Below are 16,217 nucleotides of genomic sequence, written 5' to 3'. Positions count from 1 at the left end.
AGGGACCGACTTCTGCCAATCCTGCAAATCGCAGCGTGGGCGAATTCAAAACGCACCATTGATCGCTTCCCTATCTAGGGCGAGAAATCGGGGCGCCTCGGGAGGTCTCTACTAGCCGCCCTTGTATCGGATCGAAAACTACAAACGGAAGCATGGCCCATCGGCGCGCCCTATGCAACAGGTCGACGGATTCGAAACGACAACCCGAACCTGCTTTGCCACTATGATTCTAGACCGCAAATCATGCCTGATCACCGGAGCCACCTCCGGTATCGGAAAGGAGATCGCTCGCCGGTTTCTGCAAGAAGGCGCCCGCGTCGCCGTAAACTATCGATCCGATGACGAAAAGAAAGAGCGAACCGAAAGGGAATTGTGGTCATTGCTCGACGGACAGAAGCGCCCCCGAACCGATCTGCTCATGGTGCGGGCTGACGTTTCCGAAAAGCCGTCGGTCGAGCAGATGTTCGAGCAGACCATATCCCAATTCGGCACCTTGCACGTACTCGTCAACAACGCTGGGGTGGAAAGCGAATGTCCCTCGGAAAGACTGAACTGGGAGGACGCGACGGGCGAGCTGGACGTCAATCTGCGCGGTCCCACCCTTTGCTCTCTGCAAGCGATTCGCCATTTCCTGGAGCGAAACGTTTCAGGATGCATCTTGAACAATACCAGCGTGCACGAAGTGATCCCAAAACCAGGCTTTCTGCCCTACTCGATCGCCAAAGGCGGACTTCGCATGCTCACTCGCACCCTAGCCTTGGAATTCGCCCAGCGCGGCATCCGCGTCAACGCGGTGGGAGCCGGGGTCGTCGACACCAAAATGAACTCCGCCCTCGACGACCCGACGACACGGCGAAAGGTCTCCGAGCACGTGCCGCAGCGACGCGTGATCGAACCCGAGGAGATCGCCAGCGCCTTCCTGTATCTCGCTTCGGATCAGGCGAAAAGCGTCACTGGCCAAACCCTCTTCGTGGATGGCGGTCTCACCTTGTATCCCGATTTCCAAGAAAACTGGTCCTCCCCCTAGTCCCGCCTTAAGGAGCGGGCCCTACCGCCTTTCTGCAGGGCTTTCTTGTTCCTGGCGCTTGTTTTGGGATTTCGGCGGCGAGGGAGGAGGCGTGCGTGTCGCTTCCTGCTGCGGATCCTCAAACGTCACCCCATTGGGCAAGGGACCCTGCTTGCGCTCGCGACCTCGTGAAAACGCCACCGCGATGGCCACCACGATGGCGATCGCAGCGATGGATAGTAGAATGTGCCATAAGCTCATGGTTTCAAAGTAGAATAAATCGCGCCATGCCATCCGCGCTCAGGTCGCTAACGACGACGATTGGCGATCCGCAACACTCCGAGAGCGGACACCAGCTCCCTCCCAGCATCGTCCATCGCCCTAACTGCGCCACGCAAGCTTGGCGCAATACTAGCAATCCGCTACCGATGATTTCGAGTCACGTACAGACACGATCGACAACCGCTTCCACACCGCCCACGTGAAAACGCTCAATCGTATCAGAAAAGTCCTTACCGATTCGGCGCAGGGGTGGATGGAGCATAAAGCGATCATGCTCGCCGCAGCCCTAGCCTTCTACACCGCTCTCTCGTTGGCTCCTTTGCTGACCATGATCATCTTCGTGGCAGGCGTTTTCTGGGGTGAGCAGGCGGCAGAGGGCTTTCTGGTCGACAAGATCGCGACGCTGACGGACCGAACGGCGGCCAATTTCATCGAAACCATCATCGCGAACGCCCAGTCTTCCGACATGGGCTCCTTCGCTGGCCTATTCAGCTTTTTAATACTGATATGGGGTTCCACTCGGCTCTTCTCCCAGCTCCAAACCGCCTTCGACATCGTATGGGGAGTGGAGGGACCGACGGCCTTCAAACGACAAGTATCGCGTTTCGCTCGACAACGCCTCACCGCTTTCGGCATGACCTTGGTGGTCGCCTTCATCCTGCTCGTCTCGCTCATCTTCGACGCTGCCGTCTCCTACGCCGCCACCGAATTCGATCTTCCTGGACAGGATTGGTTCTGGCGTTTCTCCAATGGTGTCATCTCACTGCTGATCGTCTGGGGATTGTTCGCATTCATCTACAAGATCCTGCCGCAAACGCCGATTCGATATCGCGACGCCCTCGTCGGCGCCATGGTCGCTTCGCTGCTGTTCACCTTCGGCAAAAGCCTGTTCACCCTCTACCTGACGCGGCAGGAATCGGTCTATGGGGCATCTGGCTCTTTGATGGCGGTTCTGCTGTGGGTTTATTTCTCCGCCCAAACACTTTTCTTCGGAGCCGAAGTAGCGAGGTCCTGGCAACAAAGCAAAAACGACGGCTCAAGCGATTGAGGCCAAAACCTCGCGCCCCAGATGCCTTCCTGCACTCGGGCCCCTGCAGGCGTTTCCGCCCGCTCCCGTCTTGGAGTTCGCTCGCTTCAGTACGAGGCCATTGCCAGCTTTGCTCGATCGAGCATCACCATGGGATCCTCTTTCCAAAGCGAATCCTGCAAGGATTCATCGGACAGGACTTCCAAGGTGAACGGTCCGCGGTAGCCGCCCGCCCGCAAAGGACCAAAGATCTTGTCACGCAACGGGATAACGCCCGATCGAGGCAACACCCGATCATCCAGACAGCGAGGCCCTCCCTTGGGCCAGTCACAGGCATGCGCCACTAGAGTTCTACTGGCCAAATCGCAAAGTCGTCGCTCCAGATCATGCTCTTCCCAAACATGCCAAGCGTCCACCACTAGGCCCACGCTCTCGGACTCCGCTGCGTCGATAAGCCGAGCGCCTTGATCAAGTCCATAGATGAATGTATCGAAATACATCATACTCGGGCCCAGTGGCTCGAAGGCGATACGCGCCCCGCGCGACTCGGCAAATGCGGCCGCATCGCGTATCCAGCGACGAGCCTGCTCCCAGGCGCTTCTAAAGTTCTGGTCCGGTGGCACGCCAGCGATAAGCACGAACGGCAGTCCTTCGCTCTCCAGTTCCTGCGACCAGAAATCGATGCTTCGCTTGAAGGCTTCCAAACGATCCTCCGGTCGAGCGGGCTGCTTGGCCATGCGATCTGGAAAGATCGAATGCGCTTCCGCCTGCACGCTGGAAACCGCGATGTCGGAATCCCGTATTCGGGAAACCAGCTCTCGGCGCTCCGCTTTTGCTTTCGGAAACTTCGCTTCGCAAAGCTCCATCGCCTCCACTCCTACCTTTTGGTAAACGGAGATATCCTCCTCGGCGCTGCGAGGCATGGTGGTAAATTGGCTCACGCAAAACATACGATTCATGCCGCAGCTCACGCGCCAAAATCGCTCGCCCCCCAGAAGTCTCGCAGGCTCAATCGCCTTTCCGTCGCTTCGAAACTTTTTCCGTGTAGTCCCTTATCGACTACACTACTTCAGCTCGACATTCTTCCCCTCATCGTCTGCAACGAGACCAACTCCGGCCACTGCTGCGGAGGCTCTGGCTTTGAGAAGCTCCCACTCGGCTTCCAAGGCGGCGGCAAAGGATTCGAAGTTTTCCAAGAGCCCGTCCCGCCGCTCGTGCCGTTCGGATCGAATCAGCTCGCCATAGCGGTCAAGCGCGCGCTTTGCCAGGATCTTCAGCTCGTATCCACGGGCCACTTCCGCAGCTCGTTGCCCGCAGTTCGCGAGAAAGTCCCTATCCTTCATCAGACGCGCCAAACCTTCGGTGAAACGCTCGGGAGCCGCATCGCCCTGGAGCAGCAACCCATTTTCCTCGTGAAACAAGACGTCCCGCACGCCAGGGCCGTCGAGGGCCACCACGGGGGAGCCGCTGGCCATGGCCTCCACCAGCACCAAGCCTTGAGTTTCGCTCTGTGATGAAAAAGCGAATACATCGAAGGCCGCGTAGGCGTTCATGAGGGCCTCCCCTTGCAGCTTCCCTACCATCAACGCTTGCTCGGTCACGCCATGCTCCTCAAAACGAGCTCGCAACGAATCCTCCTGATCGCCGCCGCCTACCATCGCGAGGGTCGCCTCCGGAGCGGACTTCAAAAAGGCGCTTACGGCGTCGCACAAGTAGTCGAGATTCTTCTCATGGGCGAGCCGCCCGACGTGCCCGATCAGAAAGCGGTTCCTACCGATGCCATGTTCCCGGCGAAACGCGTGACCGTCCCCTCCCGCGAAGCGCTCGATGTCGACCCCGGTCGGCTGCGTCGTCACTGGCGTTTTAACTCCTCTCCGCACGATCAGATTCGCCAGACTCTCGCTTGGGGCGAATACCATATCGCAAGCGTTCGCGTACTCGGTGGCTAGGGTGGCGGCCGCTTTCTGCGCGAACTCGCCATGAAACGGCAGGTAGTCCGTGTAGCGCTCGTAGAGCGTGTGATGGGTGAAGACGAGAGGAATCTCCCGAGCGTAGGCCACTCTCAAGGCGGCGTCTCCAAGCAGAAACGGATGATGGCTGTGAATCACGTCTGGCTCGAAGGCATCGAGCTGGTCGGAGATGGTCAAGGGCGAAGGCAAGCGGACCGAGAAGCCGCTGTTGTTGAAATTGGTGATCGCAGGCAAGTACACGACTCCCTCGTCTTCGGGCGAGCCTTCCTCGAACTCCGGTGTGAAAACCAAGGTTTCGTGCCCAAGTTCTCGATACGCCTTCACGCACGAGCTCACCGACCGGGCCACACCTCCCACATGGGGCAGGTAGGTATTGGTAAACATCGCGATTTTCATACGCCCTCCGCCACCTGCAAAACTCGCGCCTGAACCCCGTCGTCACGAGCGAGAGCTCGCTCCGTTCGCTACCGTCTCCCTCGCTTCGACCACCGAGCTGGCCATGGCTCGAGCCGACCCGACACCTTTCAGGTTTTCGTATCCAGGAACTGCGAGACGCCAGCGCGCCGTCCCGTTTTCCTTTCGAAAATCGATCGAGACTTCCAGGCGGTCCCCTTTTCGCTCGAAGCTCACACGGCAATCTCCGACGCTGGTCGGCGTGTAGCCGAAGGAGGCCGTCTTGCCCTCCGGCAGCCAGTCCGACTCGACCCCCGATCCCAGCACGAGACATCCCTTCTCCTCGCGAACGAAGGCGTTTCTGACCAGCATCACCCACTCGGCCGCCGCCCACGCATGTTGGCCATCGCCCATGCAACCTCCGAGCGTGATGGGGTGAATCGCCTCGGGCCATTGTCCGGTCGGCGAAGCCAGTTCCGCGCAGCGATCCAAAAGCCCGCGCCAGCGCCGATCGCCTAGCCGCAGTAGCGTCTGGGCGACGTCCAGCGTCAGGTACACGTTGAGGCCGGAGTGAATCATGTCTTGGAAAAACGCCCCGTCCACGAAGCAGTTTTCCAAAATCCATTCCACGCTCCGGCGCACGCGAACATCTCCGGCATCGAAGAGCTGCAGCGGATAGTCCGAAACCAGAGATCCGATGGCCCCGCTGTCCATGCGCCGATTGGGCGACGCGGGCATGGAGCTGCGTTTGTGGAACACGGGATTCGACTCGATGCTCGCTTCCACGCTTTGACGCATGTCCACGGCCAGGTTGCTGGCCTTCTGAGCCAGGTTCTCGTCGCCGTGGCGCAGACACAGCTGAGCTGCCGCCTCCAGTCCGCCGATGGCCCAAAAGTCGTCCCAGTAGTAGTAGTCGTTGGGTCCGAAGTGCTCGGCGCTGAATCCTGCCGGCAGGAGCCCGTGCCAGCGCGTGCCTTCGGCGCTCACCCTCATGCCATTGAACCAGTTTATGGCCTTGCGAACGCCCGCGTAGCATTCCTCAGGGATCGCTTCTCCGGCCAGCTGCTCGTACTGCTCGTAAATCCAAAGCACCTGGCCGTTGGAGTCCCACTCGCCCTCCTGCGAAAGGTAGTACCCCTTGAGCGTCTGCCGCTCGGGGAAACGGCTCAGCGCCCTTCGACAAGCCTCGTGCTGCCCGATGCGCAGCAAGGCGTGGGCGATCAGACAAGCATCCCTAAACCAGAATCGCCGATAGGTGTAGGGGCCAGGATAAATATCTTCCGGCGACAGCAGAACCAAGGTCGAGCAGGCCTGATCATAGAGCGTTTTCACCCGATTGTCAGACAGCTCCAGCCGCGCGTTTCTGCCCATCGACTCGGCCCAAATCGCGTTGGCCCGTCGCTCGCTTCGCTTCACGTCCTTGGAGTCCGATACCGGAATGGTTCTTTCGGGAGAGGCCAGGACCCTTAGCTGACACGTCCGGCCCGGCTCTATTCTCGACAGGGCGGCCGCAGTGGCCATGCCTGCCGAACACTCGATCCTAGGCGCCTTCTCCACCACGTCGCCAATCAGATGGGAAACGTCGCCTTGCTCGTAGTTGGAAACCAGATACCCTTCGATATCGCCGATCAGCCGAACGGTCTGGGAATCGTTCACCCGCCACTCGCCTCGCTCCTCGTCGGTCTCGATCCGGTCGATGAACTGGATGCCTTCGGGATTGTACGGACGCAAGGAGGCGACGAGATAGCCTCCGCTTTCGCAGGAGGCCTGGGCTACCACCTCCACGCGCTCCTGGCCGTTTTCAGCCAGGGTCGAACGGACGATCGTCTGCAATCTCAGGTCGTCGCGCTCGCATCGCGTGCGCACGCAGGGCAGCTCGTCGATCGCCAGAGCTTGCTCCGCATCTGGCAGTTGACTGGGAAACATGACCTTGCCTTCGTCGTCCACCACCCAGAAGTCGATCGACCAGGAGTCGTGAAACGGCGTCACCAGGCCTCTGGGATCCACAATGCCGTAGGCGGAGCTGTTGGGCAGCCCCACCGCGGTCCAGTTGCGGTGAGTCAGGTTGATGTGACTGAAGGAAAAGGCCCGCGGCACGAAGGAAACGTCCTTCGGGTCGAACTGCCGAGTGACCCAATACGGCCAGACCCAGTCCAGATTGTTCTGGATGGCCTTGGTATTGACCAGGCCGCGCGAGTGGAAGGCGAATCCCGCCCGCAGCAGCTCGATGGGCTCCGCAGTTTCAGACGGCTGGCTAAACCGACGCACACGATCCAGCGTATCGAGCGGATTGGAGAATCCATACGCCTTCGACGCTCGCTTCGCGATGAGTTGCCAAGGTATCCACTTAACCATCGCCTAGCAAAGGTGCGATATTCGCGCCAACGAACTCGCAAGCCATCGCCGATGCAAGACACCGCATTTTGAAATCCTTCCGCATCGATTTCGCTGCAATTCGCACCGCAGCGCAACAACGGCGCAACAGTGGGGTTTATGGGAGCGAACCAACCCGAACGCTTCGTGATGACGGCGGCCGTCTAGGCAGTCCGCTCGCGTTCGCCCCGTTTCGTCCCCACCTGACGCTCGCGAATCCACTTCACCAGGAGATAGAAGCCTACCATGGCGAGCAGGAAGACCCCTACCAACAAAGCGTTTCCCTTGAGCAAGGCGCTGCCGAGCCCCACGAAGAGAAATACGCCAATCATATGGGCGGTGGTGCTGAACCAGAGATAGAGTCGGAGCGAGACGCCCATGGCCAGCGGCAGGTAGAGCTTTATCCAATACGGCGGCCCGGGAATGAAGGCGAAAAGGAAAACCAGCTTTCCGCCATGATTCTCACCCACCTTTCGTTCCAGCCGTTTCCAAAGCCGGTTTCCCTGAACATTCTCACCAAGCAAGCCTTTGGCTGCGGAACTGAGCCAGATCGCAATCAGGTGATGGCCCACCAACGCTCCGCAGGCGGTCAACGCGCCCAGAAAGTACCCGAAGCGCGCCCCGACGGCGAGCATGAAGATGGACAACGGCACGCCCAGCGGCGGCAGGACGACGAGAAGGAGCAAGAAGATCCACGCCGGGGCGTTCCTCAGCATCGTTTCGAAGTCTTTCCAGCTGTATCCGTTTTTGTGTAACGCATAGACCACTACCCCGACCACGAGCGCCGCCAGCCCTCCGGCGATCAGTTTCCTTCGCAAGCTCACGCTGACACCGCCTCCCGGGTATCGAGCTTCAGATCCGCGAACACCGGCAAATGATCCGAAGCGACTCGGGCCCCTCGTCCTTGAAACGATCCCGCGCTAGCGACGGTCCATTGATCGGTGGTGAGGATATGATCGATTCGGCGTATCGGCGCCCAGGAAAGAAACGAGGCCTGCGTTCGCCTGCCTTCCAGAGCGTTCTGCGTATCCTTAAACCTACTACGCAGCAGCTCGATAGTGGTCGAATTTGGACCGGCGTTGAAATCGCCCGCCAAGGCCACCGGAAGCTTTGACGCAGCGTCTCCCAGCCAGGAGTCCTCCAGCAACGCTTTCGCTTGGGCCTGCCGCTCCCCTGCGGCCAGACCGAAATGGGTGTTCGCTACCCAAACCCGTTCGCCGGACAACTCGAATTCGACCGCCTGAGCTCCTCTCGGCTCCAAGCGGGAAAAGCGCCGATCGGAAAGCTCGAATCCTTCGGACCGGACTACGCGAAAGGGCCGTTTCGACGCGATGGCCACGCCGTAGCGGACCCCTCTTTTCTCATGCAGGGGCAAAAAGTCGTAGCTCAAGTCCTCGCACCAGCGCCTGCGCAACGCGGACTCGAGCGAGACCCGCCCGTCCGCGCTCTCGAAGGCCTCCTGGAAGCAGACCACATCGGCGTGCAAGCGGCTCACCACCGCCGCAATGCGATCCGGATCCAGGCGCCGGTCGCAGCCGACTCCACCGTGCACGTTGTAGCTGGCGAGCTGCAGCACCTCGCTTTCGGGACGCTCCGGGTGGGTCCGAGTGACCGCATTGCCAACAGGGCAACGTCCGGACAGCTCAAACGCGGCATCCCGCAGATCCAGGCCGCGCACCCAGCTTCGATTTCGCTGAAAACCACTGGGGAGCAGAGCGAAACCATGACACTCTTCCATCCCCGGTCCTCCATGAGCACCCCGCTCCCTAGCGAAGGACAAGGACCGGCGTCCCGGTCGCCATCCCAGAGCGATCACGTCGCCCGAAAGCCCTGCTTTCACCATCAGCTCAGTATCCGCCACCACTTCTCTGGCAAATGGGTGCTCGCAGGCTCTCAAAAGCTCCAACAGCAACCCCAAATCACCCTCGCCGTCCTCCGTGACGCACACGGGATCCCCGAGCTCGTCTCGATAGAACGCTATTTGTATTCCCGATTCCGATACAATTCTTCGCGCCCACTCGCGTTTGCTCTCCACGGGCAGTCCATTCTGCACGTAGATGTGAGCCACTGGCCCCATCGATTTCACCCGTATCCATCGTTTCCCGACGACCTCTTCATCATCGACAAGTCCTACCAAACTGCGAGCCGCGTATTGGGCCCGCTCCATGATGGCGCTTAGGGCGCCTCCTTCCCGAACATGGAACCCGTTTTCTCCAAAGAGAGCCTGTACCTTGTCGTCGAAGCTTTCCCCATGCTCCTCTTCGTAGGGAACTACCGATTCCTGCCCATGATCCGAGAAGACGATCACCGAGTATTCTCGCCCTCCCTTCTCCTTGGCGCAGCGGCAGATCTTGCGAATGGCCCCATCGATTCCCTTCAAGCTCCAGTGGGCGAACTCCGATTCGGGGCCTCTACGGTGAGCTTGCTCGTCGTATCCAAAAAAGTTGGCATGCAACACCGGAAGCCCTTCTTTGATGCCCTCCATCATGCGAAAACGTATCGCTTCCCGGAGGGCGATGCTCACCCCGACCCGCGCGACCACGAATTTCAGCTCGGAAGCGAGATCTCCCCGGCTGATGACTCCCTTCACGCAATCGCGCACCGCCAGAAGGACTTCTACGAGGCAAAGCCAAATCACCTTGGCGGCTCGGCCTGGATACGAAATCGCTAAACGAACCAGGCGTAGCAGCGAGATCTCCTCCAGCCAGTGGCCTGCGGTATTCTGCTCGCCGCAATAGCGCGCCCTCCGAGCGCCGGCGGAATAGATGTTGGCGTAGCTGCCCCCACCTTCTAGCAGGGACGCCGCCTCCTGGCTCGCCAGCTCCGACACGCGACGGGCCCACGCCGCCCCGTACATGCGATAGTCCTCCCCACGCTCCGCGTCGTAGAAGCTAAACGCTGGCACGGCGCAGCGCTTGCCGTACACGATCTCTGCTTGCACCGCGGGCGTGCTAGAGGGTTGACCGGGATAGAAGCTCAGCAGCGAGTGCGAACCGCTTCCGACCATGCTCTGCAAAAAGGGCAATCGGCCCGACGCCAGAGCGCTCTCAAACTGCCGGCGAGCGAGACCGTCCACCTGCAGCAAGATCACCCCAGGTGCCTTCCTAGCGGTTTCGCCCTCCAACTTCGCCTGTAGCTTGTCTGGGTGCGCGCGATTCTTCATCGCCCCACGCCTATCCTAGCGCTCCACGCCCAGGAACGTTCCTCTCGTTTCGAAGCTTGCAAAACAACTCACCACCATCCCGCGCATGGCGAAGCCATCGAGAACCCCGGAGTGGACTATCCTCGTCGCCGACAGCGATCGCCGGAAATGATTCCGCCACACCCTTCCGAAGATTGGCCACCGCGGGAGGCGGACCGGCATCAATCCGCTGCCTCTTGCAACTCCTCGCCGAGCTGTTCGACATCCTTCCCTATCCCATCAGCAGTGTTGCACCCTGCCAGAACGACAGCTGCCGCCGCCAACGATACGAACCACGTGATCGATTTGAATTTCGTTTTCATAGCGTGCTGCACCGCAGTTCCTATGCCATTCGTTTCGGCCCCTGATTCCCGCTCGCGAATAGCCTGGCAACCGAGGCGATGTCGCCCTCCGAAAAGCCGAACGCGTCCAAAGGTCGCCGCAAAAGCCCACCTTTCCAACCGCAGAAGGTGCAAGCTGCACCATCGCCCGGCGCGTATCCAACATCCCATGGCGCGATTCACCTATTTTTAGAAAGCGCGTCCTAAAACCCGCGCGCCCTTCTGCCGATAAGCTGATTGGTCGAGCCATCTGTCGCGGAGCGATTCCGGTTTCCAGCGCTGGCTCGAACTCCCACAGCGACCAACGATTCCTCCTCCGAGCAAATGCTTTGCCTCCCTTCTCGATCAGACCGTTTTGCCAGCTCCCAGCGATTGTGCCCGCTTCTCTTCGGATTGGTTTCTCTGGTCGCGATTCATTTCCTTCCCCATCCGACTCGCGCCTCCGAGGGGCCCGAGTCAGCGCTTGTCGTCCAGAAGCTGGAAGCCTATCGGGAAAACGTTCGCCAGCTCCGAATCCAAGCCCTCGCCCAAGGGTTCATCAGCTACTCGGAGGTCCTGACCTGCGTCTACGCAGAGCTCCCGGACTTGTCAGAGATCCTGCAAGCGAAACGGGATTGGCGCCAGCGATACGGCCGCGACCATATCTACCTATCGAACTACGACGCTCTTTCCGAGGCCGCCACGGTTTCGAAAGCGCTGCCCCTGCGCAACCGTCAGCTAGCCAGCACCATCGTGGCCCGCTACGAATCTCGCGACCACGCCATTCGCATCGCCGACATCGCTAGCGATTTCTCCATCGTGCATGAGTCGGGTCACGCCTTGCAACGGGAAGCCCTGGTCGAACGCTGCGTTCGTCGCTCCCAAAGCGTCAATTTCACCTCTTTCGAAATCAATTTCCCCTCCTACCTGAAGCGCACAGGCGTCGACGGGCGCTCCGCGAAACGCCTTCGCTACCTCACGTCGCAAGACGAACTGGAGGTCCGCATGCAGGATCTGAATCGCTTCTACGCGGTGGCGATCGCTGGGCGACCTATCCTGACTCCCCATGAAACCATCGAGGCCATGGCCACCATCGGGCTGCGGCTGGAGGTCGACTCCCTCGTTTCAGCTCTCGAAGCGGCGAAGGCCCCGATGGCGGACCGGAGGGAGGTCGCGGCCATCCTGGCGCGAGCCAAAGCGATTCCCGAACCGGCCCGAGCCTTGTCCTGCTTCGATGACGCCTCGGAGCTGCTGATGATGCAGCGTCTTACCGAGCGCATCGACCCCGAGCTTTGGCAGACCCTGTTGGCAAGGCTCCTCGTCGAGACCCCCGGCCACCTCTAGCGACCGCATCGGACGCGTCCTCGGGCCGCGGCAACGTTTTCCCCGTCGGCAAAGCCTGCGGCATGCCCCAACAGCGCCAGCGTCAACAGTGGGCATTCTGCTCCGCGTACGACTGCGATTAGATGCACTTTGCATACTGCCTGCCGCCTTCTCCTTCGTCGGCGCTACCGCAGCTTTTCTCCGCAAAGCGAAACCTAAGCGAGGGACTGCGAAATCAGGCAGACCTTTTACAAAAGAACGCCTTGTCTAGCCCCCTAGCGCGCAAACGCCGCTCCGATCGAGGAACAACTTGAAATCGCCGACAGCAGTTGCCTCTGAGTCACGTCGCAATCGCAAGGGTTGGCGCAGACTCTGCGACTTTGGTTCCCAACTCGCAAATGGCAGCTTTCGCATGGCTGTCCTGACTGAAACGTAAACCCCTACGCATAGCAATGAAACTAACACGTGGCAAAAAAACGATGAAACAACTAATCGCGATCGGGCTGCCCATCTCCTTTCTCGCCCACAGCGCCCTGTACGCCCAAGCGTACGAATACGACCCCATCAAAGGATACCACCAAGAGGAATGGTATGACCCGTCAGACTGGTTCGACGACGACAGCGCCGTCGATTACGAGTACGACGATACCTTCGACTACACCTACTACAGTCCCTACTGGGATTCCTCATTTTGGTATGGAGATATCAACTACGAATACGTAGACGACGATCTGGTATACGGAACGCACTACGTTTGGAACGAAGCCACCGACGAATGGGTAGTCGAACGCGGCTTCTACGATACCGCCTACAGCTACGACGTCCAATGGGATGACGACGACCTGATGTCCGCGTCCGACTCAGACAGCGACAACAAGCAAAGCTCCGATTCGGACAGCAGCATGCAGGCGAGCGCCGACTCCGATTCCAGTTCGCAAATGAAGAAGTCGTCTCAGGACGAAAGCTCGGAAACCCTGAGCGGTACCGTCGAAGGCTTTCGCAAGATGGATCTGGAGTACTCCTCTGGATACACCGCAAACCACGCCCTCGCCCGGATCGCTCTGGAGGACGGCTCAAAAGCGGTGATCGACCTCGGATACTCTCCGCTTCTCAACGCCGAACTGCAAAAAGGCGATGAAGTGACGCTCCAGGGTTCGCGAGGCTCCATCAACGGCCAAAGCATCTTCGTGGTTTCACAGTTGGAGAGCGGAGGCGAAACGCATCACATCGATCGAGCGCTGGAGCTATCGCAGCAATCAAGCGGCTCCACCGCGGCCAAGCAACGCTGGGACGATTCTTCCGAGAACCAAATGGAACAGGACAAGTCTGCGGCCAGCTCGATCACCATAGATGGCACCTTGGAGGATCATAAGATGGTCAACATCGATGGCGAATCGAACACCTTCCTGAAGCTGCGCATGAAAAATGGGAAAGCGGCCACCATCGATCTCGGCGCCAATACCAAAGTGAGCGACCTCAACCTTGAGAATGGCGACAACATTCGCGTCCGCGGCGAAAAGACCAAGATCAACGATCGCACCGTGATCAGCGCCCGCTCCATCAGCGTCGAAGGCGAACAGGTCAAGGGCTAACATACCTACCAAGACTTCCTGAGCGTTCGCTTCCGGCTTCACGCGGAACGAGCTTCAAGACAAACGCTTCACCCGGCGACCGCAAATGCGGTCGCCGTTTTTAGTTTCAGAGCTTCGCTCTGTATCGTATCCTCAATACAATTACATACAATTCACAAATCTACACGCAGCGAAGGATGAAGTCCCCTACCAATCACCGTAAGACGATGCGCTGACCCGCCACACCAAAACGATCCGCCTACGACGAGGACACTTTCGCCCGAATAGCAACTGACGATCATTCAAGCGAAAACCGAATATCGGTCCGCGATCGGTTCTAGGTCTCTCGCTGTACCCGTAAAATCGTTACCTGACAGAGTCCTGAGCAAGACTGCCATCGCACGTGGCCACCGTTCACTCGCCCTTTCGCGTGATCTCGAATGCGCGGCTTCCGAAGACGACGATACGCCCATTTTTGGGACGAACCCCAATCTTCCGAGGGTCCACGATCAGGCGCACCTTCGTTCCACCCTTCTGTTTCCGCGAATCCATCCAGTCCCGAACCCGTTTCAATATCGGCTTCATTTCCATGCCTCAATCCTCTCAGATCCCAAGCGAATCGCCTAGTCACAGAGATATATGAAGTCGCTGAGCATAGTACATTGCAGCGCCATCTGCTACCATACGCTTTGAGCGGATTTGCTCCTATGCGCCCACTCTAAATTTGCATATGATCTCGCCAACATGAGAAACGAAGCCGCTTACATCTATCAGCGTCTGGCGTCGCGAATCGAATCGCAAATACTCGATGGAGTCTATCGGACGGGCGACAAGCTTCCTTCGATCCGAACTCTTTGCTCCAGCGAAAGCGTCAGCCACGCAAGCGTCATGCACGCACTGGAGCTTCTGGAAATGAAGGGGTTCGTCGAAGCGCGTCCAAAATCTGGATACTATGTCAAATCGATAAGCCCCCTCTCAGGAGTTTCTGATAGGCCCACGCGTAGGTCGGGCTTCGCCCCTCTTTCCATAGACGTGTCCGACGTCATCGAAAGCGTTTTTCAGCGCGTAAATCGCCCCGACGTCGTCAACTTCGGCTTCGCATTGCCCCATCCTTCCCTCACTCCATACGAGAAACTCTCCAAAGCGGTCGCCTCCGCGTCGCGAAACGACCCGGAGCTCTTCGGCCGCTATCCTCAGTGCAGCGGCATCCCGGAACTGAAGCGCCAGCTCGCTGTACGCCTTTCCCTAAGTGGATGCCATGTCGACCCGGAAGAGCTGATTGTGACTGTGGGCGCGACCGAAGCCATGAATCTCGCCCTGCAAGTGGTCGCGAAGCCGGGGGACACCGTTGTCGTGGAGTCTCCTTGCTACTTCGGAATCCTGGAGATGCTCGAACGTCTCTCGTTGAGAGCCCTGCCAATCCCCTCCTCCTCGGAACATGGACTCAACATCGAAATGCTCGCCCAAGCTTTGGACGTGCATTCCGTAAAGGCGGTCGTACTCACTCCATCGTTCAGCAACCCGAACGGTAGTTGCATGCGCGACGACAGACGCAAGTCACTACTCCAACTGTTGGATGACCATGGCGTATCGCTCATCGAGGACGACGTTTACGGAGATCTGTATTTCGGAAAAACCCGACCACGGCCGATAAAGGCGTACGACCAAGAAGGCACGGTTCTCTACTGCAGCTCCTTTTCGAAATCGATCGCCCCAGGGATGCGCGTCGGTTGGCTAGCCCCAGGAGGCCACTTCGAGAAAGCGAATAAGATTAAACGTACCCAAACAATCGGTACACCACCCATCATCCAATATGGCCTCGCGCAGTTCCTAGCCTCAAGCAGCATCGAAAGGCACTTCAGGTCCCTTCGGAAACAGCTCAAGCAACAGGTCGAATCCATCCACCACGCCGTCCTCTCAGCGTTCCCCGAAGGAACGTCGGTCTCGAAACCCCAAGGCGGTTTCGTCATCTGGATCGAACTCCCGGAGACTGTAAACGCTCTGGAACTCCATCGACGCGCTTTGGCAAACGGGATCTCCGTGATCCCCGGATCGATGTTCGCCATCGGAGGCACGCAAGAGAATCGCATCCGAATCAGCTGCGGAAATCCCTTCGGTCAACGAAGCCGCGACGCCATCAGGACGCTCGGCTCGCTGGTCCGCGAACTTTCCGTAGAAGCGCTATCCGCGGTCCCTCTCCGCAAAAGGGCACGCAACTAGCCATCCATTCACAACTGACAGAACACCATGATCACAAAACAACTCGCGAAACAGAAAACCCCACCGTTCGATTTCGGTGGACTCGGAGTCGACTGGAAAATCGATGGAGATCTTTCCGATGGAAGATTCTCGGTCGTCCATCATCCGATCGCTCCCCACGCGCTCGCGGCTCCGCTCCACTATCACCACGACGAGGACGAATACTCCTACGTGCTAAAAGGCACCTTGGCCGCTCTACTAGGCGATGAGGTGGTCACCGCTCGAGCAGGCGAATGGGTATTCAAACCTCGGGGACAATGGCACACGTTTTGGAATCCATCAGACGACCCTTGCGAAATCATCGAAGTCATATCGCCAGCGGGATTTGAAGACTATTTTCGAGAAGTCGCTGCTGCTTGGGGAGACCAAGGCCAGTTCGAACGGATCAACCAGAAGTACAATCTAGAGATGGATTTCGATAGCATTCCGAAACTGTGCGGGCGCTTCGGACTCACCTTTCCGGGCGTGCCTGCCTCCGCCGAAGACTAAAACCTCGCTTTACAGTCCCTTCG

13 protein-coding genes are annotated in these 16,217 nt (G+C 58.8%); 6 read left to right on the top strand and 7 right to left on the bottom strand.

Annotation, left to right across the window (positions count from 1 at the left end):
* Positions 1 to 223 precede the first annotated feature (223 nt).
* Positions 224 to 1,027: an SDR family oxidoreductase gene (locus QEH54_RS14975; RefSeq protein WP_309019511.1), complete on the top strand. Its 804-nt coding sequence runs from the start codon at positions 224 to 226 to the stop codon at positions 1,025 to 1,027.
* Positions 1,028 to 1,048: 21 nt separating this feature from the next.
* Here QEH54_RS14975 and QEH54_RS14970 read toward each other — a convergent pair whose 3' ends face one another.
* Complete coding sequence (locus QEH54_RS14970; RefSeq protein WP_309019510.1) at positions 1,049 to 1,267, bottom strand: hypothetical protein; 219 nt, start codon at positions 1,265 to 1,267, stop codon at positions 1,049 to 1,051.
* A gap of 220 nt (positions 1,268 to 1,487) precedes the next feature.
* On the opposite strand from QEH54_RS14970, the gene QEH54_RS14965 reads away from it, so the two are divergent.
* Positions 1,488 to 2,336 (top strand): YihY/virulence factor BrkB family protein, encoded by an 849-nt coding sequence (locus QEH54_RS14965; RefSeq protein ID WP_309019509.1) that lies wholly within the window; start codon positions 1,488 to 1,490, stop codon positions 2,334 to 2,336.
* 86 nt (positions 2,337 to 2,422) lie between these two features.
* On the opposite strand, the gene QEH54_RS14960 is transcribed toward QEH54_RS14965, so the two are convergent.
* From QEH54_RS14960 to QEH54_RS14935, 6 genes are all read right to left on the bottom strand, one after another.
* Positions 2,423 to 3,238, bottom strand: a complete 816-nt coding sequence (locus tag QEH54_RS14960) for a sugar phosphate isomerase/epimerase family protein (protein WP_309019508.1) — start codon at positions 3,236 to 3,238, stop codon at positions 2,423 to 2,425.
* A gap of 141 nt (positions 3,239 to 3,379) precedes the next feature.
* A complete protein-coding gene (locus QEH54_RS14955) occupies positions 3,380 to 4,669 on the bottom strand; it encodes a glycosyltransferase (protein WP_309019507.1) in 1,290 nt (429 codons plus the stop codon).
* A gap of 54 nt (positions 4,670 to 4,723) precedes the next feature.
* Positions 4,724 to 7,033 carry a hypothetical protein gene (locus QEH54_RS14950; RefSeq protein WP_309019506.1) on the bottom strand — a complete coding sequence of 770 codons (2,310 nt, stop codon included), beginning with the start codon at positions 7,031 to 7,033 and terminating at the stop codon, positions 4,724 to 4,726.
* A gap of 182 nt (positions 7,034 to 7,215) precedes the next feature.
* The gene (locus tag QEH54_RS14945; protein ID WP_309019505.1) at positions 7,216 to 7,875 is read right to left on the bottom strand and encodes a VTT domain-containing protein; all 660 of its coding nucleotides are present in this window, start codon (positions 7,873 to 7,875) and stop codon (positions 7,216 to 7,218) included.
* Positions 7,872 to 10,214: an endonuclease/exonuclease/phosphatase family protein gene (locus QEH54_RS14940; RefSeq protein ID WP_309019504.1), complete on the bottom strand. Its 2,343-nt coding sequence runs from the start codon at positions 10,212 to 10,214 to the stop codon at positions 7,872 to 7,874. Before QEH54_RS14940 ends, QEH54_RS14945 begins: the two co-directional genes overlap by 4 nt.
* 200 nt (positions 10,215 to 10,414) lie before the next feature.
* Positions 10,415 to 10,555: a hypothetical protein gene (locus QEH54_RS14935; RefSeq protein ID WP_309019503.1), complete on the bottom strand. Its 141-nt coding sequence runs from the start codon at positions 10,553 to 10,555 to the stop codon at positions 10,415 to 10,417.
* A gap of 342 nt (positions 10,556 to 10,897) precedes the next feature.
* Here QEH54_RS14935 and QEH54_RS14930 point away from each other — a divergent pair, with 342 nt between their 5' ends.
* The 4 genes from QEH54_RS14930 to QEH54_RS14915 all read left to right on the top strand — a co-directional run bounded on the left by QEH54_RS14930 (position 10,898) and on the right by QEH54_RS14915 (position 16,194).
* A complete protein-coding gene (locus tag QEH54_RS14930) occupies positions 10,898 to 11,896 on the top strand; it encodes a hypothetical protein (RefSeq protein WP_309019502.1) in 999 nt (332 codons plus the stop codon).
* A gap of 458 nt (positions 11,897 to 12,354) precedes the next feature.
* Complete coding sequence (locus tag QEH54_RS14925) at positions 12,355 to 13,467, top strand: hypothetical protein (protein ID WP_309019501.1); 1,113 nt, start codon at positions 12,355 to 12,357, stop codon at positions 13,465 to 13,467.
* 723 nt (positions 13,468 to 14,190) lie between these two features.
* On the top strand, positions 14,191 to 15,666 hold the full coding sequence (locus QEH54_RS14920) for a PLP-dependent aminotransferase family protein (protein WP_309019500.1): 1,476 nt from the start codon (positions 14,191 to 14,193) through the stop codon (positions 15,664 to 15,666).
* 27 nt (positions 15,667 to 15,693) lie between these two features.
* Complete coding sequence (locus tag QEH54_RS14915) at positions 15,694 to 16,194, top strand: cupin domain-containing protein (RefSeq protein WP_309019499.1); 501 nt, start codon at positions 15,694 to 15,696, stop codon at positions 16,192 to 16,194.
* The last annotated feature ends 23 nt before the right edge of the window (positions 16,195 to 16,217 follow it).

This window comes from Pelagicoccus sp. SDUM812003 (assembly GCF_031127815.1).
Taxonomy (GTDB): Bacteria; Verrucomicrobiota; Verrucomicrobiia; order Opitutales; family Opitutaceae; genus Pelagicoccus.
Note: the sequence above shows the minus strand (reverse complement) of the source record. Positions and strands in the feature narration are given on the sequence as shown.